This is a genomic window from Phycisphaeraceae bacterium, from assembly GCA_020639155.1.
Taxonomy (GTDB): domain Bacteria; phylum Planctomycetota; class Phycisphaerae; order Phycisphaerales; family UBA1924; genus JACKHF01.
Genome location: JACKHF010000001.1, coordinates 1,561,388 through 1,577,034 on the forward strand (window position 1 = coordinate 1,561,388; position 15,647 = coordinate 1,577,034).

The window sequence follows — 15,647 nt, forward strand, 5'->3', positions numbered from 1 at the left end:
GCTGCTACACCGCAGCACGACATTGTGCATGCTTCATGTAGATGTGTGAAGTTTCTTCGCGTCCCGAAACAAAAACGTACACATTGGACCAAAGTTGGTCAGCCAGTCGGTCGAAGACGATGACGACGGTTGTGCGGAGGGGTGTCATCCCATCGCACAAAGAACGCACATATTGCAAGATCAGAACAGACCAGACAGGTCCAGACGAGGGTCAGGAATGTACCAGCAGCGTGAAGACGTGACAACCACAGGCTCGGCACTTTCGCTCGTGTGCGGAAAGGCCCAGGCATTCACACTCGCGGTCCTCGCAGGGACCACGATGAGCTTTGCACAATCGGGCTCAATCCCCGGTGTGAGTATGCCTGATCCGGGCAGCACAAAGTCCAGCAACCAGATGCCGAATCCATTCGACAAGGACGAGACCCAGGTCGGGTCCGATCTTATCGACAACGGCAACGTGAAGGTCACAGACGACTTGCTCGTCGATCTCCACGTGCAGGACGAAGATCTTGGCAAGATTCTGCAACTGCTTTCGATCCAGAGCCAGCGCAACATCATTGCCAGCCAGAACGTTTCGGCGACTGTCACAGCGAACCTGTACAGCGTGACGTTCTACGAGGCGCTCGACGCGATTCTCGGCGTCAACGGGTACGGCTATATCGAGCGTGGCAACTTCATCGAGGTCTACACACTCGAAGAACTTGTCAAGATCTACGAGGAGAACCGCCCGATCGAGCGCCGCATCATGCACCTGAACTACATCTCTCCAGCAGACGCTGCGGAGTTTGTCCAGCCGCTGCTCTCAGAGAAGGGCACGATCAAGGCACCCGGCAAGATGGAGGCATTCTCCCTGCCTGACAACACACCGACCGGTGGTCAGGACTACGCGCTTGATTCCGTGCTGGTCGTGTTTGATCTGCAGGAGAACATTGACAAGATCGAAGAGATGATCGCGCAGATCGACACCAAGCCGCAGATGGTTCTCATCGAGTCCACCATCCTGCAGACTGCTGTAAACGAAGACAACGCGTGGGGCATCGACTTTGCGTTGCTCGGCAACCTCGATTTCGGCGACTTCATCGAGATCAATCCGGTCGATGGTCTGCGCGCAGGTCTCGGTCGCGGATTTGGTGACGATGGCTCTGGTGGTTCTTCGCTCGGCGATGTGCCGGTGTATCGCGATGGACCGCAGATGGGCGGCACCACCGGCGTCATTGATGGCTCGGCTGCTTCCACCATCAAGCTTGGTCTCGTGTCGGGTGACTTCGGCATGTTCATCAGCGCACTGGATTCGGTGTCAGACACGTCGATCATCTCACGTCCCAACATTCTGACATTGAATCGTCAGCGTGCACGCGTGCTTGTTGGCCGCAAGGTTGGTTACCTCTCAACAACAACAAATAACACTACAACCACACAGGCTGTCGAGTTCCTCGATACAGGTACTCAGCTGCACGTTCGTCCGATCGTGGGCAACGACGGCATGATCCGCATGGAACTGCTGCCCCGCGTGTCTGAAGCGGTGATCCGCAACACAAACGATGCGACAGGTGCGGCGGTTACCATTCCCGACGAAATCACAAACGAACTGACGACGAACGTCATCGTGCGTGACGGCCAGATTGTTGTGCTCGGTGGTCTGTTCCGCGAGTCAACAGTCAACGGTCGTAATCAGGTGCCGTTCCTTGGCGATCTTCCATTCATTGGCCCGGCATTCCAGGGTCATACCAACGAGATCACTCGCAACGAGCTGATCTTCCTGATCAAGCCGACCATTGTCAACGACAACATCCTGCTCGAACAGTCAACCGCTGCTGAGCAGAATGTTATTGACGTGCGGACCGGCTCACGTGAGGGTCTGCTCCCATGGTCGCGTGAGAAGCAGTCGTCGCAGTTGCTCGTTCGCGCTCAGGAGAAGATGAAGGAAGGCGACTTTGATGAGGCACTTTACCTCGTCCAGCGCTCTCTCACATTGAATCCATATCAGCCCGAGGCGATCCGCATGCGTGATCACCTCATGAACACCACGACACAGTGGCCGTCACGCTCGTTCCTTGAGGAAGTCGTCATGGGCTCGACACGCAACATGCTGTCCAGCATCGACAACGAGGGCCTGCACCGCTGGCAGGATGGTGAAGAGAGCTTCGCACCTTCACAGACCACAGTTGCAGAGCAGCCAACTGGTGATGAGTCGTTCGAGTCCAGCACACAAAGCCCGGAATCACCCGAGCTTGCAACAGGTCAGGAGAATGAGTCATTCGGCGCTGATGGACAAGCACCACTCGGCAACGAGTTCAACGCTGAGCCTGGCACGTTCGATGAGATCTTCTCACAGAACGAGAGCAACCCCGACTTTGAGAATCCCAGCGAGTTCGAGAACAACGACACAACAGAACTCGCATCGTCGAACCCCGACGTGATGTCAGGCTCACTGCAGTCCGCGATCGAGTCGGAAGACGATGCAACGCTGACACTCAGCGTCAACGATCAGGACATCCGCGACGTGATCGAACTGATCTCGCTCGCATCAGGCGAGAACATCGTGGTCGGCAAGAATGTGTCCGGCACGATTTCGGCTGACTTTGAGGATGTCACGGTTGCAGAAGCGCTCGAGGTCATCGCACAGCAGAGCGGATTCATCTACGCTCAGCTCGGTGATACATACGCCATCACCGCGCCGCAGTTCAATGAGTCAAGCAACACCGCTGTTGCTTCGAATAAGAGTTCGTCGAGCGAGACAAGCCCGTCGTTCATGCTCAACAACGAAACACCGAGCAGCATACAGGCAAATGCATCAACTCCATCGTCGGAATCTTCGAATGAAGAACCGAGCTTTGGCAACGAGTCGCTCAATGTGACATGGGCAACCGAGAAGAATGAGACCCCATCCTCCTCGTCCCAGTCAGAACCGAACAACCAGTTCGAGTCACTTGCAAACGCGCTGCTCTCGGGCTCCGGTGCAAACCCGGCCTCCAGCACCGGCGGCATGACTCAGAACAACGAGTCCTCATCCGCAAGCGGTGAGTTCGCTGAGCCTTCCATGCCGATCGCATCCGAGATGATGGAATCGGGCAGCTTTGGTCTGGCAGAACTCGAAGCAGCGGAACTCGAAGGTGTGCCGCTCGATGATGTTGAGTTCAAGCCAACCAGAAAGCTGAACCTGCCGGAATCCCGCCCAGTCACTGGCAAGACAGCATCCAGCGCTGTGGGCAATCCCGACTTTGCCAAGGAACTGCTTGCTGGTCCTCAGTCCCAGCAGACCATCGACGTGCTGTTCGATCTCTACGTCTCTCAGCAGGTCTGGGGCTCATCCATGCCCGCGACATCGTTGAACTCCAGCCTGTTCGTCCCGGCTGGTTCAGGCTCAACCTCGCGGTTCTAAACCAAACACCAGTCCGGTTGTGTGCGTCATTGGACGCGCATGACCGGCCAACGAATACAACGCATGAGAGTCTGATAACTCAGGCTCTCATGTGTCTTTTTGGATTGATCCGAGACATAGACCGAGCCATCGCACCGGACGCGTGGCAGCCGACGATCACCCGTCCCGTGAAGTATGGGGCGAATGAAACAGGAGCATGACGCATGACAGTTACGAAGAGAGGTTCGCTTCGCCGGGCCGCACGGATGGCTGCTGTTGCCGGACTCGGGCTTGCAGCAATCACACTGACCGCATGTAACTCTGGCCCAGGCAAGTACACCGCCGAGGGCAAAGCAAACGCGCTGGAGCACGCCGCAGGACTCAAGTCCGCGACAGAGTTTGACCAGGCGCGTCAGGCATACTTTGCTGGCGTTCTTGATCAGGCACTCGAGCACATCAACAACTCCATCACACTCAACGACAAAGTCGCCAAGAGCTGGGTGCTCAAGGGTCGCATCGAACTCGACAGCCAGAACTTCGAGGGCGCACTCGAGTCATTCGCCAAGGCAACGGAGCTTGACGAAACCGATGGTGAGCCGATGTACTTCACCGGCCTGACCTACGAGCGCGTTGGCAAGATCCAGCAGGCGCTCGATTCCTACCTCCAGGCGTTCGAGCTTGATGATCGCAATGCGCAGTACATCGTTGCCGTTGCTGAGACATACATCGACAACAACCAGCTCGAAGAGGCAAAGACATTCCTGTCGGACAACTCCGAATCGTTCGAGTTCAATCCCGGCATCAAGCAAACACTGGGGCACATCGCGATGATCGAAGGCAAGCCGAACGAAGCGTACGAGCGTTTCTCTGAAGCACGTATCCTCGCACCGGATGACATGTCGGTCCTGGAAGATCTCACAACCTCGCAGGTTCGCACCGGCAAGTTCGCAGAGGCAGAGTACAACCTCGGCAAGCTGCTTGAGTTCAAGGGCAACACAAACCGTCGCGATCTTCAGCATCTCCGCGCTCGCTGTCTCATGGAAGTCGATCGAGCGGTCGAAGCTCGCGAGCTTCTTATCAAGCTGACACAGGGCACAGAGGGTCAGGCAGACTCCAAGGCGTGGCTGCAGCTCGGGCATGTCTCGTACACACTCGGCGATTTCAACCGCGTCAAGCAGGCAGCAGGTCGCGTGATCGCGCAATCGCCCGAGACTGCTGACGGCTACGTTCTCCGCGCACTCTGGCAGCGCTCCGAGGGCAACCTCGAAGCAGCGTTCATCTCGCTGAACAAGGCGTGCGAGTTCCGCGGCGAGGACACAGCACCGCTCATGCTCAAGGGCCTCGTTGCACAGCAGATGGGCAAGTATGAGATCGCCAAGCAGTCGTACTCCACTGTGCTCAGCGAGAACCCGTCAGACTCTGCCGCGACCCAACTGCTCGCAGCAGTCGAGAAGCAGATCGAGTCGGGCTCGTCCGTCGCGACAGTCCCGACCGACACAGGCAACTGATCCAGCCCATGCACACTGCATGAGCTGAAACAAGTCCTTTCCTCTCTTTGACTGAAAGCCCGGAGGCGAATGCTTCCGGGTTTTCTGTTAGTTGAGAAGAATCAGAAAGCAAAGCCCAGGGATTGCAATCCCTGGGCTTTGTGTTTGTGTTTCGCAATGCCGTGACCTGTGTTACCCAATAACCCGTACATCACACAGTTCAGGCTCAATGCGTGATCTGCCGCCCCACGTCGAGATCTTCGGTTCGATCACCGCGTCGATCAGATGACCGGGCGCAAAGTGCTGCCAGTGATCGCCCCAGTTCCAGCCGACGATCGTCATGGCATGGCGCGAATCGTCGGCGGGTCGCAGGTTCACGCGCAGGTGCTTGCCATCTGCTCCGAACCGTGATGGTTCTCCCGCGACGCGCACCTGTTCCAGCAGAATCCTGACGCGCGGGTTGTGTGCACCGAAAGGACGAAGCTGCAGCAACTGGTTGACCGTGTGCGATGTGAGTTCTGCCAGCGTCGCGCTGCAATCGATCTCGATCGCGGGCGTGAGCTGATCTAGCGCGATGTTGTCGCTGGCGTGCTGGAGAAACACGTCCCGGAACGCTTCGAACTTGTCAGTGTTCACCTTCATGCCAGCAGCCATGTCGTGCCCGCCGAAGGTGTCGAGGATATTCGCACACGCGCAGAGCCCCGCGTGCAGGTTGTACCCCGCGATGGAACGTCCAGAGCCGGCGCACATGCCGTCCTCGCGCTGGTGCATGAGAATGGTGGGGCGCCCGAACGTTTCAACAAGACGCGAGCACACGATGCCGATGATGCCCGGATGCCAGTCCGGGTGGGCGAGGACAATCGCACGCGATTGATCGTCAGCCAGGTTGTGCTCGATTACAAGCTCGCGAGCGTGCTGCTCGATGCGCTGCTGCTCGCGTCTGCGCTGATCGTTGACGCGCGTGAGTTCCTTTGCAATCTGCGTTGCGCGATCGCCCGTTGCGGTGGTGAGGAGTTCGAGCGCTTCTGCTGCGTGCCCCATGCGTCCGGCAGCGTTCAGTCTTGGTCCGATCGCGAACCCCGCATGTTCCTCGTCGACGGTCTCGCGTGATAGCCCGCTCGCCTCAACCAGAGCGCGGAGCCCCGCGAACGTGGAGTGCTTGACGCGGCGCAATCCAAAGTGTGCGATCGCTCGGTTTTCGTCAACAAGCGGTACAATATCCGCGATCGTGCCAAGGGCGGTCAGTGCGAGCAGCTCGACCAGCAGCGTGCGCAGCTCATCGGTGACTTTGTCCGTGCCGCAACGCATAGTACAGAGTCGCCACGCGAGTTTGAACGCAACGCCCGCGCCGCACAACTCGCCGAACGGATAATCAGAATCCGGTCTGCGAGGATGAACGACCGCGAACGCACGCGGCATCTCATCGAGTGTGGCTGGCGGGTTATGATGATCGGTGATGATCAGATCGAGCCCGAGTGATCGTGCGTGTTCCGCTTCGGCTACAGCTGTGATTCCGCAATCGACCGAGACAACCACATCCGTTCCTTGCTCGCGAATCTGTGTGAGCGCCTCCGCGTTGATGCCGTACCCCTCGTCGACGCGATGGGGCAGATATGTTTGCACAAGCGATGGATCGATGTCCGGCTTTAGTGCGCGCAATGTGTGGAACAATGTCGCAGCAGCCGTAATCCCGTCAACGTCGTAGTCGCCATAGATCGTGATACGTTCGTTGGCATCCAATGCGCGCAACAGACGCTCGGCAGCGCGATCGAGATCGGGAATGCGAGATGGATCGTGCAGTTGTGTCAGCGATGGGTTCAACAGTGGTTCCAGCACATCGGCGCTGTGCAGACCTCGTGCTGTAAAGACTCGCTGGACAATCGCTGGGTATCGTGACAGTTCGCTGGAAATGCCGCCGATGTCAGCCGATCGCATCAGCCAGCGCCGGGTCAGTCCACGATCGACTTGGGGTTGTGTCTGTATCGCGTGGGGCACTGCCTGTTGGCACTCCGCTGGCAGGATCATGGGTGGTACCGGCATCGAATCCGCAGTTCGGATATGATGCGTGGATAGTACCGGGTTGTGCGCACACATGCGATGCACTCCGTGCTGGTGACAATGTTTCAGTCGATGGCGCATTGGAGGGTCATGGTCAAGCTCAACAAAATCTACACGCGAACGGGCGACGATGGCACAACCGGGCTTGGCACGGGGACGCGCGTGTCCAAAGCATCGTTGCGCGTCGAGTGCTATGGCACTGTTGATGAGGCCGGCGCAGCGCTCGGGTGTGCGATCAGCGCGTGCGAGCAGTCGTCCGGCATATGCAGAGACGAGATCGCGCCGGTACTGCGTTCGATCGGGCACGATCTCTTCGATGCGGGTGCCGATCTGTGCATTCCTATCGATCCAAAGTCGAATGAAACCGAAGATGGGCAACTCCGAATCACTCCGCAGCAGACCGAGCGTCTCGAGTCGCTGATCGATCGTTTCAACGCGGAACTCGATCCGCTGAAGTCGTTTGTGTTATCCGGCGGCTCTCCCGCCGCATCGGCGCTACATCTGGCGCGCACGATTGTCCGTCGCGCAGAGCGCCTCGTCGTCCACCTGATCCATGAGGAACCAGTGCAGACCAGCCCGGAGGTCGTGCGATATCTGAACCGACTGAGCGACCTGCTGTTTGTGCTCGCCCGCGTTGCCAACGATAATGGGAAGAATGATGTGCTCTGGAAACCGGGTACAAACAGATAGCAACTCCTTCCAGTCAGTGCTGCTCCACGATGAATATTCTCAATCTTATAACCTTTCGAAAAACGAAGAAGCAGGCGACACCGTCGCTGGTAACCGCTAGCGCAGAGTTTCAGCACGAGTTTGTGCATACGACAGACAGACTCCTGCGGAAACGGTTCTTCTGGTTCTATGTCGTCTTTGCAGGGATTCTGGCTATTCAGGTGGTGACACAGGTTGTTGTCTCTGTCCTTGCGATAGGAACCGATCGAGCGCCCGACACAACAGATGTTGTTGTAAACACGGTGCTGTATTTGTTGCAACTGTGCGTGTGTGCTGGTGGCATTGCTGCTGTAAAGCGGCTGAAGATGTCTCGTGAACAGATGGTCAGGACAAGCCAGATCGTGCTCGTGCTAATTGTGCTGTTCCACATGATCGCAAGTGCTGTTCAGGATCAGGCATTTGAGGGGAATGTCTGGAACTCGTTGATGTTCTTCTTCCTTTATCATGTGGTTGCGTGTCTGGTGCTGCCATGGACGCCAAAGCAAGCACTCACGCCTGCCTACGCTGTTCTTGCAATCTTCGCCGCAACCGAAGTTGTGCGGCTTGCAACAGGAAATGTCAATCCGCCATGGATGATCGCTTTTGATCTTCTTTCAGTGTTCACTGTGCTGCCTGGCCTTGCGATCTGTGCATTACGTCATTCCTCGCGCACGAAGAAGTTCAAGATGGGCTTCCTGCAGGATCGGTACGCAGACATGCGTCGCGAACTCTATGGCGCGCAGCAGATCCATGAATCTATCTTCCCGGATGAGGTGCTCGAAGGCGATGTGCAGCTGCGCTACGAGTACCAGCCGATGCGCCAGATCGGTGGCGATTTTCTGTTCATCCCGCCCGCCAGAAAGGGCGATCCCAAACGCACGAAGACACACGTTGTCATGCTCGACGTGACCGGGCACGGCATTGGGGCTGCTTTGACGGTGAATCGATTGCACGGCGAACTCGAACGCCTGTATGCTGAGAATCCGGACATCGAGCCGGACGAAGTGATGCGCAAGATGAACAGGTACATCCATCTGACCCTTGCTATCCATTCGGTGTATGCAACAGGCGTTGCTGTCTCGATCGATCATGAAAAGAGCGAGCTGAAGTACGCGTCAGCGGGCCATCCGCCGTCATTCCTGCGTGGCGTTGATGGTACGTTGGAAGACCTGCCATCGACCGGGCTGCTGCTGGGTGTCAGCATGGCTCATGACTACCTTATCGAGATGCGCACACATCGGTTTGTGCCGGGTGACACGTTGATCGCCTACACCGATGGTGTGATCGAGTGCAGGAACGACAAGAATCGGATGATCGGTGTGGATGGGTTGCGTCAGGTGCTCGCGAGCAAGCACAACGGCACAACCTATATCGAGACAGTGACTGCGATGGTTGACTCGCATCGCGCAGCGGTTGCGAACGACGACGACGTGCTCGTTGTTGAGGTCACGCGCGCGTTGCAATCAGAAAAATAAGTGTGGCTTAGCCGATCGACGGGTACTCGGGTGCTGCCCGCATGACCCATTCGAGTCTGCGCGCATCCTGACCCGGTACAGCGATCGTGTTTGAAAGTGAGCCGCCAGTGGCATCGTCATCAAAGACGCCCCAGCGCATGATGTCGGGGAACTGCGGCGCTGCGTCCTTCTTGCCCTTGAAGAACTGAACAACAAGCTTCTGTCCGACCGGCACTTCGTAGGTCCAGACAGTCTCACCGGTGCGTGAATCAACCAGACTGACAGTCTTTGGCTCCCATGCCCGGCTGACGTAGACGTGGCGATCGTTGGAGATCATGTTCCCGCCCTCGCGGTAGCCTGAGTAGACGCAGCCGGTCATCGGAACTGCTGCACCCGCACAGAGCATCGCGACACAGCTGAGACGACGGGCGGTTGTGAACGTGGTTGGCATCGAAGCAATCTCCTCAGGGCAAGCTGCTGGTCGCTTGCGGTCAGCAGTGAATACGCACGCGGGCTTCCAATCGTTCGGCCCGGATGGCTGGTGAATCCAAGCCCCGCTAGCCGCTGCTGTCCACCATGAATGTGATGGCACATTGAAAGCCATACCTGCATCGGCACGCGGGGGGATATGGCTTGTGCGATCCCGGAGTGTATCAGCGGGACTTAAAATAGTTATCGGTCATTTTATTGCTCAACCTTCCTGTTGCCACTATCCTCTGCGTCCATGGGCCAGAGCGAAACATCAACCAGATTCCGGATCGGGCACGGATACGACCTGCATCGGCTTGTGCCAGTCTCAGATCCTGCCGGCGGGGGCAAGCCGCTGATACTTGGTGGTATCGAGATATCCCAAGAGATCTCGCCTGTCGCCCATTCTGATGGGGATGCTCTGCTCCACGCGATCACGGACGCGTTGCTGGGAGCGATCGCTGGCTCCGATCTTGGCTCGCTGTTTCCGAATACCGCCAGCGAGAACCGCGACCGTCCCAGTGTCGACTTTCTGGTCGAAGCACTCAGGCGTGCAGCCGACTGCAACATGCGTGTTGCGAATATTGATGCAACGATCATTCTGGAGTCGCCGAAGATTGGACCGATGCGGGATCAGATCCGGGCAAAGCTCGCATCGATGATGTCGCTTGAAGTGCATCAGGTGAATGTCAAAGGCAAGACGCACGAGGGACTGGACTCGCTCGGTCGTAGGGAAGCGGTCGAGGTGCACGTGGTCGTGCTGATGGCGTACAACGCGTCATAGATCACCTGCGACCTACACTGATGTGGAGGCACGCGTAGATGACTCGATTGCCCGCAGCCAAAAGGCGAGAACAACTGCTCGATTGTGCAGCAGAGGTGTTCTCTGAGTTCGGGTATGCTCGCGCGACGACATCGCAGCTTGCCAAGGCTGCAGGTGTGACCGAGCCGATTATCTATCGCCACTTCAAGTCGAAGCGGGATCTGTTTGTTGCGCTGATCAAACGCACAGGCGACGACACCATCGTGCAATGGGAAGAGGATCTTGCCGACGCGAAGAACCACGTGGAACGCCTGCGCATGCTGCTGGCGGACAACCCGATGGTCGATCCTCGCGGCGCAACAGCGTATCGCGTTATTATCCAGGCGATGACCGAGGTCGAGGACGAGATGATCCACGCAGCGGTCTCGGAGCACATGAACCGGCTGCACACCTTCCTGACAAACGAACTCGTGAAGGGGCAGGAAGAGGGCATCGTCGTGACGCGCGTGTCGGCGGATGTCATTGGATGGATGCTGATCGATATTGCACTCGGGTATGGTGTCAGTGCAGCGCTGCGGATTCCAGGCCACGATCGCGAGGGCATGGGCTCAGCGATCCAGTCCATCATCGCACGCATGATGTTCCGCAAGGAAGCACTCCAGATGTTGCCCGACGTGGCAAAGCCACCGGAAGTGCAGGACAATGACTGATCCATCGATGTCGGCTGGCCCCATCGATCTTGATTGCAACGCAACAACGCGCCCGCTGTCGGAAGTGGTCCAGGCGATGACGCATGCGATGCGCGATCTGCACCATAATCCCTCCAGTCTGCACAAGCCGGGACAGAGCGCCCGCGCAGAACTCGAACGCGCTCGCGCGATCGTTGCCGAGCTTATTCACGCGCGACCCGATGAGATTGTCTTCACTGCATCCGCGACGGAATCGATTGTGTCCGCGCTGGCAAGTGCAGTCAGACAGTACGCAAGATCCGGTCAGGCATGCGCAGTTGTGACAAGTAAGCTTGAACACGCTGCTGTCATCGAGTCGTTGCAGGAGATCGCAAAGGATACCAGCATCGAAATCAGATACCTGGACCACAATACACAGGGTTCGATCGATGTGCAGAGCCTGGAATCGTGCTTTGCGTCGTGTGAGCATGAGCATCTTCCCGTCGCGATTGCGACTGTGCATGCAGCGAACAACGAAACCGGCGTAGTTCAGCCTGTCAGAGAGATCGCTGAGATCTGTGCAAAGCACAATGTGCTGTTCCACACCGACGCGACACAGCTAATCGGGAAACTGCCGTGTGATGTGCAGGAACTTGGTGTCGATATGCTGAGCTTTTCTGCGCACAAGTTCCACGGTCCGCGCGGCGCAGGTGCGATGTACGTGCGAAAGGGCATGAAGCTGATTCCATTCCTCCCCGGCGCGCAGGAGTCCGGCAGGCGCGGCGGCACGGAGAATGTGCCCGCGTGCATTGGTGCATCGGTTGCCTGCGACCACGCGAAGACGTGGCTGGCAGATTCAACAAAGAGAACCGAGCGTGTGCAACTTCGTGAGCATCTGGAACAACAACTCAAAGCTGAAATAGCCGGTATCGTTATTCACGGAGGGGATCTGCCAGACGAGCGGCGGCTGTGGAACACGGTTAACGCAGCGATTCCAGGCGCGCCCGCCGAGCAGATGCTGGTCATGCTGTCAGAGCAGAATATCTGCGCTTCGGCTGGTGCTGCGTGCTCGTCCGGATCGATCGAGCCGTCGCGTGTCATCAGTGCGCTCGGTCTTTCCGAGGATGTGCTCAACAGCTCTATTCGGTTCAGCTTCGACCGCTTTACAACAAAGACAGAGATCGATCGTGCGGTGCCAATCATCACATCGTGCGCTGCAAGATTGCGTTCGTTCAACTGATCGCCGATCACGGCAGAATCAGCATGGCATCGCCGAACGAATAAAAACGATACTTGTTCTCAATCGCGATTTCGTACAATGACTTCAGCTGTTCGATCCCCCCCGGCAGCATTGCAGCGACAAGCGCGAGCAGTGTTGATCGAGGCAGATGGAAGTTTGTCAGCAGTGCATCGGTCCACTTGAACTCGTACCCGGGTGTGATAAGCAGCTTCGTTGAGATTGATGCGGGAACTTCATTGTGTTGCAGCATGTGAGCGGCGTAACTCTCAAGAGTGCGCACCGTGGTCGTGCCAATCGCCACCCGCAACCCGTCGCATGACCGCACATCGTTGACGGTGTTTCTGTCCATCGAACACCATTCCGTGTGCATGGGATGATCTTCGACTGTTTCTGTTTCAATCGTTCGGAATGTGCCCGTGCCGACATGCAGTGTGACGTGCTTCTGATGTATTCCCTTTGTATGGAGCTTCGCGAGCAGTTCCTGCGTGAAATGCAATCCGGCTGTTGGCGCAGCAACGGATCCATGCGCGTCTGGTTTGTTCTGCTGAAAGACGGTGCTGTAATCCGCCGCATCGCGCGTGTCGTCCGATTGCTCATTGTGGGCATTGCGCGTCGCGAGGATGTAGGGCGGGAGCGGTGTTCGGCCGACCTCGTCGAGCACTCGCGTGGTTTTAGATGGATCAAGTGGAACGTCGTTGTGATGTACATTCACAATCCAGCCGCCCGGCTCATCGTCGAGTTTCTCGATCAGATGCAGTGAGTATGGGCTGGGCTGGTCATTGCGATCTGTCAGACGAACAACTTTGCCCGGCTGGGCGCGATTCATTTTGAGCAGCGCCCGCCACACGCCGGGAGTGCTGTCCTCGCTTGGTCCAAGGAACAACCCCGAGATTCTTCCGGTGCTTCCCTCGCGGAATCCTTCAAGTCGAGCGCGCAGCACGGTCGTTCGGTTTGAGAGAAGTATGTCGCCCGATGAGAGAAACTCGGGCAAATCACGCGCGGCGAGGTGTTCGATGTTCGCTGGTGAACTCCGGCGTATCACCATCAGCTTTGCGCTATCACGTGGGCGCGCAGGTTCGGTTGCGATGCAGCCCTCGGGCAGGTGATAGTCCAGTTCGCTTGTTCGCATCAGTGCTTGCTCTGTGATGCGATGACGCATCGTGGGATGTTGCGACGATGCAACACAGCCGCATCTTCGGTACAGCCGGCATATATCGCATACAGCGTAACGTCCCAGAGTATCACTGGTTTGTGCATGCAGCGAGCAGGAGATGCGATCTGTGCCATGTGCTGGATGCGTTGCGAGTGCGTGTTGCATGCTGCTGGCATGGTGGGTGCATCCATTCCAGCGTGAGAGAGAGCAACTGCAGAATCGATCAGTCCCATGTGTCGTCATGGTCGAACCCGCTTCGGTGTGGTTCTCAGCATGCTGCGGCCTGCTGCGGGCCAGCGTTCAGGTGTGAAACCCACGAGCACACGCCTGATCACACGCCGCAACGGGTTCCTCCTGCCTGCGACACTGTAGAAATCGGCCAGCCCTGTCTGGACGACTCGTGGCGATATGTCCCAACCCGACCGGATTTTCAAGCCTACAACCGCATGAACACGCCCCGTATCGGCGACGTATCACCGGAGCATCCGGCAGATGCCACAGCAGCCATCATCCGGGTGTGCGTGTCGATGATGATCGTACGTGCAGGCCATGTCATCGACATCCTTGCCTGATCCGGAACGAGGCGGAATCATCCCGGCTGCTGACGTACCCTTGCACAATGGCAGAATCATCAGCAGCACACGAGCACCATCCCAGCGGCTCACTCAAAGAGACACTCACCTCGATCACCATCGCGTTTGCGGTGGCGTTCATCTTCCGTGCGTTTGTAATCGAGGCATACGTCATCCCAACGGGTTCGATGGCTCCCACTCTCATGGGCGCGCACGTGCGCATGCACGACGATCAGACGGGCGAAGACTGGCCTGTGAACTATGACGCGACTTATGGCGCACAGGTCATGTCGACATCAGGCAAGACATTCCACAGCCCATCCACCGGCACCGAGGTGACAGCTCCAAGGCCGTTCACGAAAAAGAATGTGCGGTGGGGGGATCGGATTCTTGTTGAAAAGTTCCTGCCGTTTACACCCGGGCCAAAGCGGTTCGACGTGGTTGTATTTAAGGCACCACACCAGCCGTTCGAGAACTACATCAAGCGGTTGATTGGGCTTCCGCACGAGTTGGTTGCACTCGTCGATGGCGATGTGTTTGTTCGCAAGGATGACAAGGCCACTCCTCCCGGCGGCGACTACTGGTCGCTCGATGGCTGGCAAATCCAGCGCAAGCCTGAACGCGTGCAGCGAGCCGTATGGCAGTTGGTCTTCGATTCCCGCCTTGTGCCGCTGCAGCCAACCCGTGACGGTCGTCGCTGGTTCAAGACACCGTGGACCGGCGACACCTCGTGGGATACGAGCAAGTCCGCATACACATACTCTGGGTCTGGTGCGACCGAACTTATCTGGGACGACACCATCATGTCCATCGATGATGCGTATCCATTCAACGAGGACCGTTCGGGGCATCCCGTGTTCCCTGTGTCTGACATCAGAATGGTTGCCAGCATCAGGCCTGAGAACGCAGGCCTTGCAACATCAGCAGTGATCGAAGCCCGTCAGCATGAGTTCCGGATGGATATCTCGGGCGACACCAAGGGTCGAACCGTCACACTGCGCATGCGATCTGCGCCGAAAGCTGTCGAAGGATCAGGAGAGCCGGATCCCACGCCGGGCGATTGGGTCGAGATGGCAACCGCAAAGCTGTCATCCAGCACACTTGCGCCCGGGAAGCCAACGGTTGTTGAGTTCTGGCACGTTGACCAGTCGTTGCAGGCGTGGGTGAACGGAAAGAAAATTGCAAGCGCTGAATACAACTGGCAACCGCACGAGCGCGCCGACAACGCTACGACAACGTCAAGGCCTCACCGCGTGCAGAACACACCATTGAAAGATGGGAGTGTGTACCGTCGTCCGCACATCCGATGGGAGTTTGACAAGGGGCCGCTGACGGTCGAGTACGCGGTTGTTGAGCGCGATCTGCACTATCAGGCGCCGCCCACCGCGTCACGAGCGCGAGCAACCCATCCCCGTTTCCCGGCGGTGACAGGCAAGGACGGATACTTCTTCTGTGGCGACAACAGCCCAGGTAGCCTTGACTGCAGGCTCTTCGGACTTGACGGAAATGAACTCGTCAACCCATGGGTGCCGTATACCGTGGATGGTGCGAACACTCCCTTTGACGAGCGAGTCAAAGACGGCATCGTGCCGGGAGACCTGCTGCTGGGGCGAGCGTTCTTCGTGTACCTGCCATCGATTGAGCGGTTCATGGGCAGCGCGCCGGTAATTGACTTTGGACGCATGCGCTGGATCTGGTAACGATGACGTGTACAT

Annotated in this window: 11 protein-coding genes; 8 read left to right on the plus strand and 3 right to left on the minus strand. The window is 57.5% G+C overall.

The genetic code is table 11. From position 1 onward, the window contains the following. The first annotated feature begins 217 nt into the window (after window positions 1–217). Both H6815_06610 and H6815_06615 read left to right on the plus strand, forming a co-directional pair. Window positions 218–3,382, plus strand: coding sequence for a hypothetical protein (locus H6815_06610; protein ID MCB9860110.1), 3,165 nt, complete (start codon window positions 218–220; stop codon window positions 3,380–3,382). A gap of 203 nt (window positions 3,383–3,585) precedes the next feature. Continuing rightward, a complete protein-coding gene (locus H6815_06615) occupies window positions 3,586–4,869 on the plus strand; it encodes a hypothetical protein (GenBank protein MCB9860111.1) in 1,284 nt (427 codons plus the stop codon). Between the two features lie 171 nt (window positions 4,870–5,040). On the opposite strand, the gene recJ is transcribed toward H6815_06615, so the two are convergent. Next, complete coding sequence (gene recJ / locus H6815_06620; protein MCB9860112.1) at window positions 5,041–6,843, minus strand: single-stranded-DNA-specific exonuclease RecJ; 1,803 nt, start codon at window positions 6,841–6,843, stop codon at window positions 5,041–5,043. Between the two features lie 153 nt (window positions 6,844–6,996). Here recJ and H6815_06625 point away from each other — a divergent pair, with 153 nt between their 5' ends. Then, window positions 6,997–7,596: a cob(I)yrinic acid a,c-diamide adenosyltransferase gene (locus H6815_06625; GenBank protein ID MCB9860113.1), complete on the plus strand. Its 600-nt coding sequence runs from the start codon at window positions 6,997–6,999 to the stop codon at window positions 7,594–7,596. A 29-nt stretch (window positions 7,597–7,625) separates the two neighbouring features. After that, on the plus strand, window positions 7,626–9,089 hold the full coding sequence (locus H6815_06630; protein MCB9860114.1) for a serine/threonine-protein phosphatase: 1,464 nt from the start codon (window positions 7,626–7,628) through the stop codon (window positions 9,087–9,089). A 7-nt stretch (window positions 9,090–9,096) separates the two neighbouring features. Here the strand turns inward: H6815_06630 and H6815_06635 are convergent, their stop codons facing one another. Next, window positions 9,097–9,519, minus strand: coding sequence for a hypothetical protein (locus tag H6815_06635; protein MCB9860115.1), 423 nt, complete (start codon window positions 9,517–9,519; stop codon window positions 9,097–9,099). Window positions 9,520–9,792: 273 nt separating this feature from the next. Here H6815_06635 and ispF point away from each other — a divergent pair, with 273 nt between their 5' ends. Genes ispF through H6815_06650 form a run of 3 tightly spaced genes read left to right on the plus strand, consistent with a single transcriptional unit; the run spans window position 9,793 to window position 12,207 of the window. Further along, a complete protein-coding gene (gene ispF / locus H6815_06640) occupies window positions 9,793–10,320 on the plus strand; it encodes a 2-C-methyl-D-erythritol 2,4-cyclodiphosphate synthase (GenBank protein ID MCB9860116.1) in 528 nt (175 codons plus the stop codon). A gap of 38 nt (window positions 10,321–10,358) precedes the next feature. Further along, window positions 10,359–11,009: a TetR/AcrR family transcriptional regulator gene (locus H6815_06645; GenBank protein ID MCB9860117.1), complete on the plus strand. Its 651-nt coding sequence runs from the start codon at window positions 10,359–10,361 to the stop codon at window positions 11,007–11,009. Then, the gene (locus H6815_06650) at window positions 11,002–12,207 is read left to right on the plus strand and encodes a cysteine desulfurase (GenBank protein MCB9860118.1); all 1,206 of its coding nucleotides are present in this window, start codon (window positions 11,002–11,004) and stop codon (window positions 12,205–12,207) included. The genes H6815_06645 and H6815_06650 overlap by 8 nt, the downstream gene beginning before the upstream one ends. A 7-nt stretch (window positions 12,208–12,214) precedes the next feature. Here H6815_06650 and queA read toward each other — a convergent pair whose 3' ends face one another. Next, the gene (gene queA, locus H6815_06655; protein ID MCB9860119.1) at window positions 12,215–13,366 is read right to left on the minus strand and encodes a tRNA preQ1(34) S-adenosylmethionine ribosyltransferase-isomerase QueA; all 1,152 of its coding nucleotides are present in this window, start codon (window positions 13,364–13,366) and stop codon (window positions 12,215–12,217) included. 613 nt (window positions 13,367–13,979) lie between these two features. Between queA and H6815_06660 the strand changes: the two genes are divergently transcribed. Next, entirely contained in the window at window positions 13,980–15,632 is a 1,653-nt protein-coding gene (locus H6815_06660) for a hypothetical protein (protein ID MCB9860120.1), read from the plus strand. Window positions 15,633–15,647: the final 15 nt, after the last annotated feature.

Bases quoted from the DNA above. Each gene is read 5' to 3' on its own strand.
- H6815_06610 (MCB9860110.1), top strand. From the start codon at position 218: ATGTACCAGCAGCGTGAAGACGTGACAACCACAGGCTCGGCACTTTCG.
- ispF (MCB9860116.1), top strand. From the start codon at position 9,793: ATGGGCCAGAGCGAAACATCAACCAGATTCCGGATCGGGCACGGATAC.
- H6815_06645 (MCB9860117.1), top strand. From the start codon at position 10,359: ATGACTCGATTGCCCGCAGCCAAAAGGCGAGAACAACTGCTCGATTGT.
- H6815_06630 (MCB9860114.1), top strand. From the start codon at position 7,626: ATGAATATTCTCAATCTTATAACCTTTCGAAAAACGAAGAAGCAGGCG.
- queA (MCB9860119.1), bottom strand. From the start codon at position 13,366: ATGCGTCATCGCATCACAGAGCAAGCACTGATGCGAACAAGCGAACTG.
- H6815_06660 (MCB9860120.1), top strand. From the start codon at position 13,980: ATGGCAGAATCATCAGCAGCACACGAGCACCATCCCAGCGGCTCACTC.
- H6815_06615 (MCB9860111.1), top strand. From the start codon at position 3,586: ATGACAGTTACGAAGAGAGGTTCGCTTCGCCGGGCCGCACGGATGGCT.
- H6815_06635 (MCB9860115.1), bottom strand. From the start codon at position 9,519: ATGCCAACCACGTTCACAACCGCCCGTCGTCTCAGCTGTGTCGCGATG.
- H6815_06650 (MCB9860118.1), top strand. From the start codon at position 11,002: ATGACTGATCCATCGATGTCGGCTGGCCCCATCGATCTTGATTGCAAC.
- H6815_06625 (MCB9860113.1), top strand. From the start codon at position 6,997: ATGGTCAAGCTCAACAAAATCTACACGCGAACGGGCGACGATGGCACA.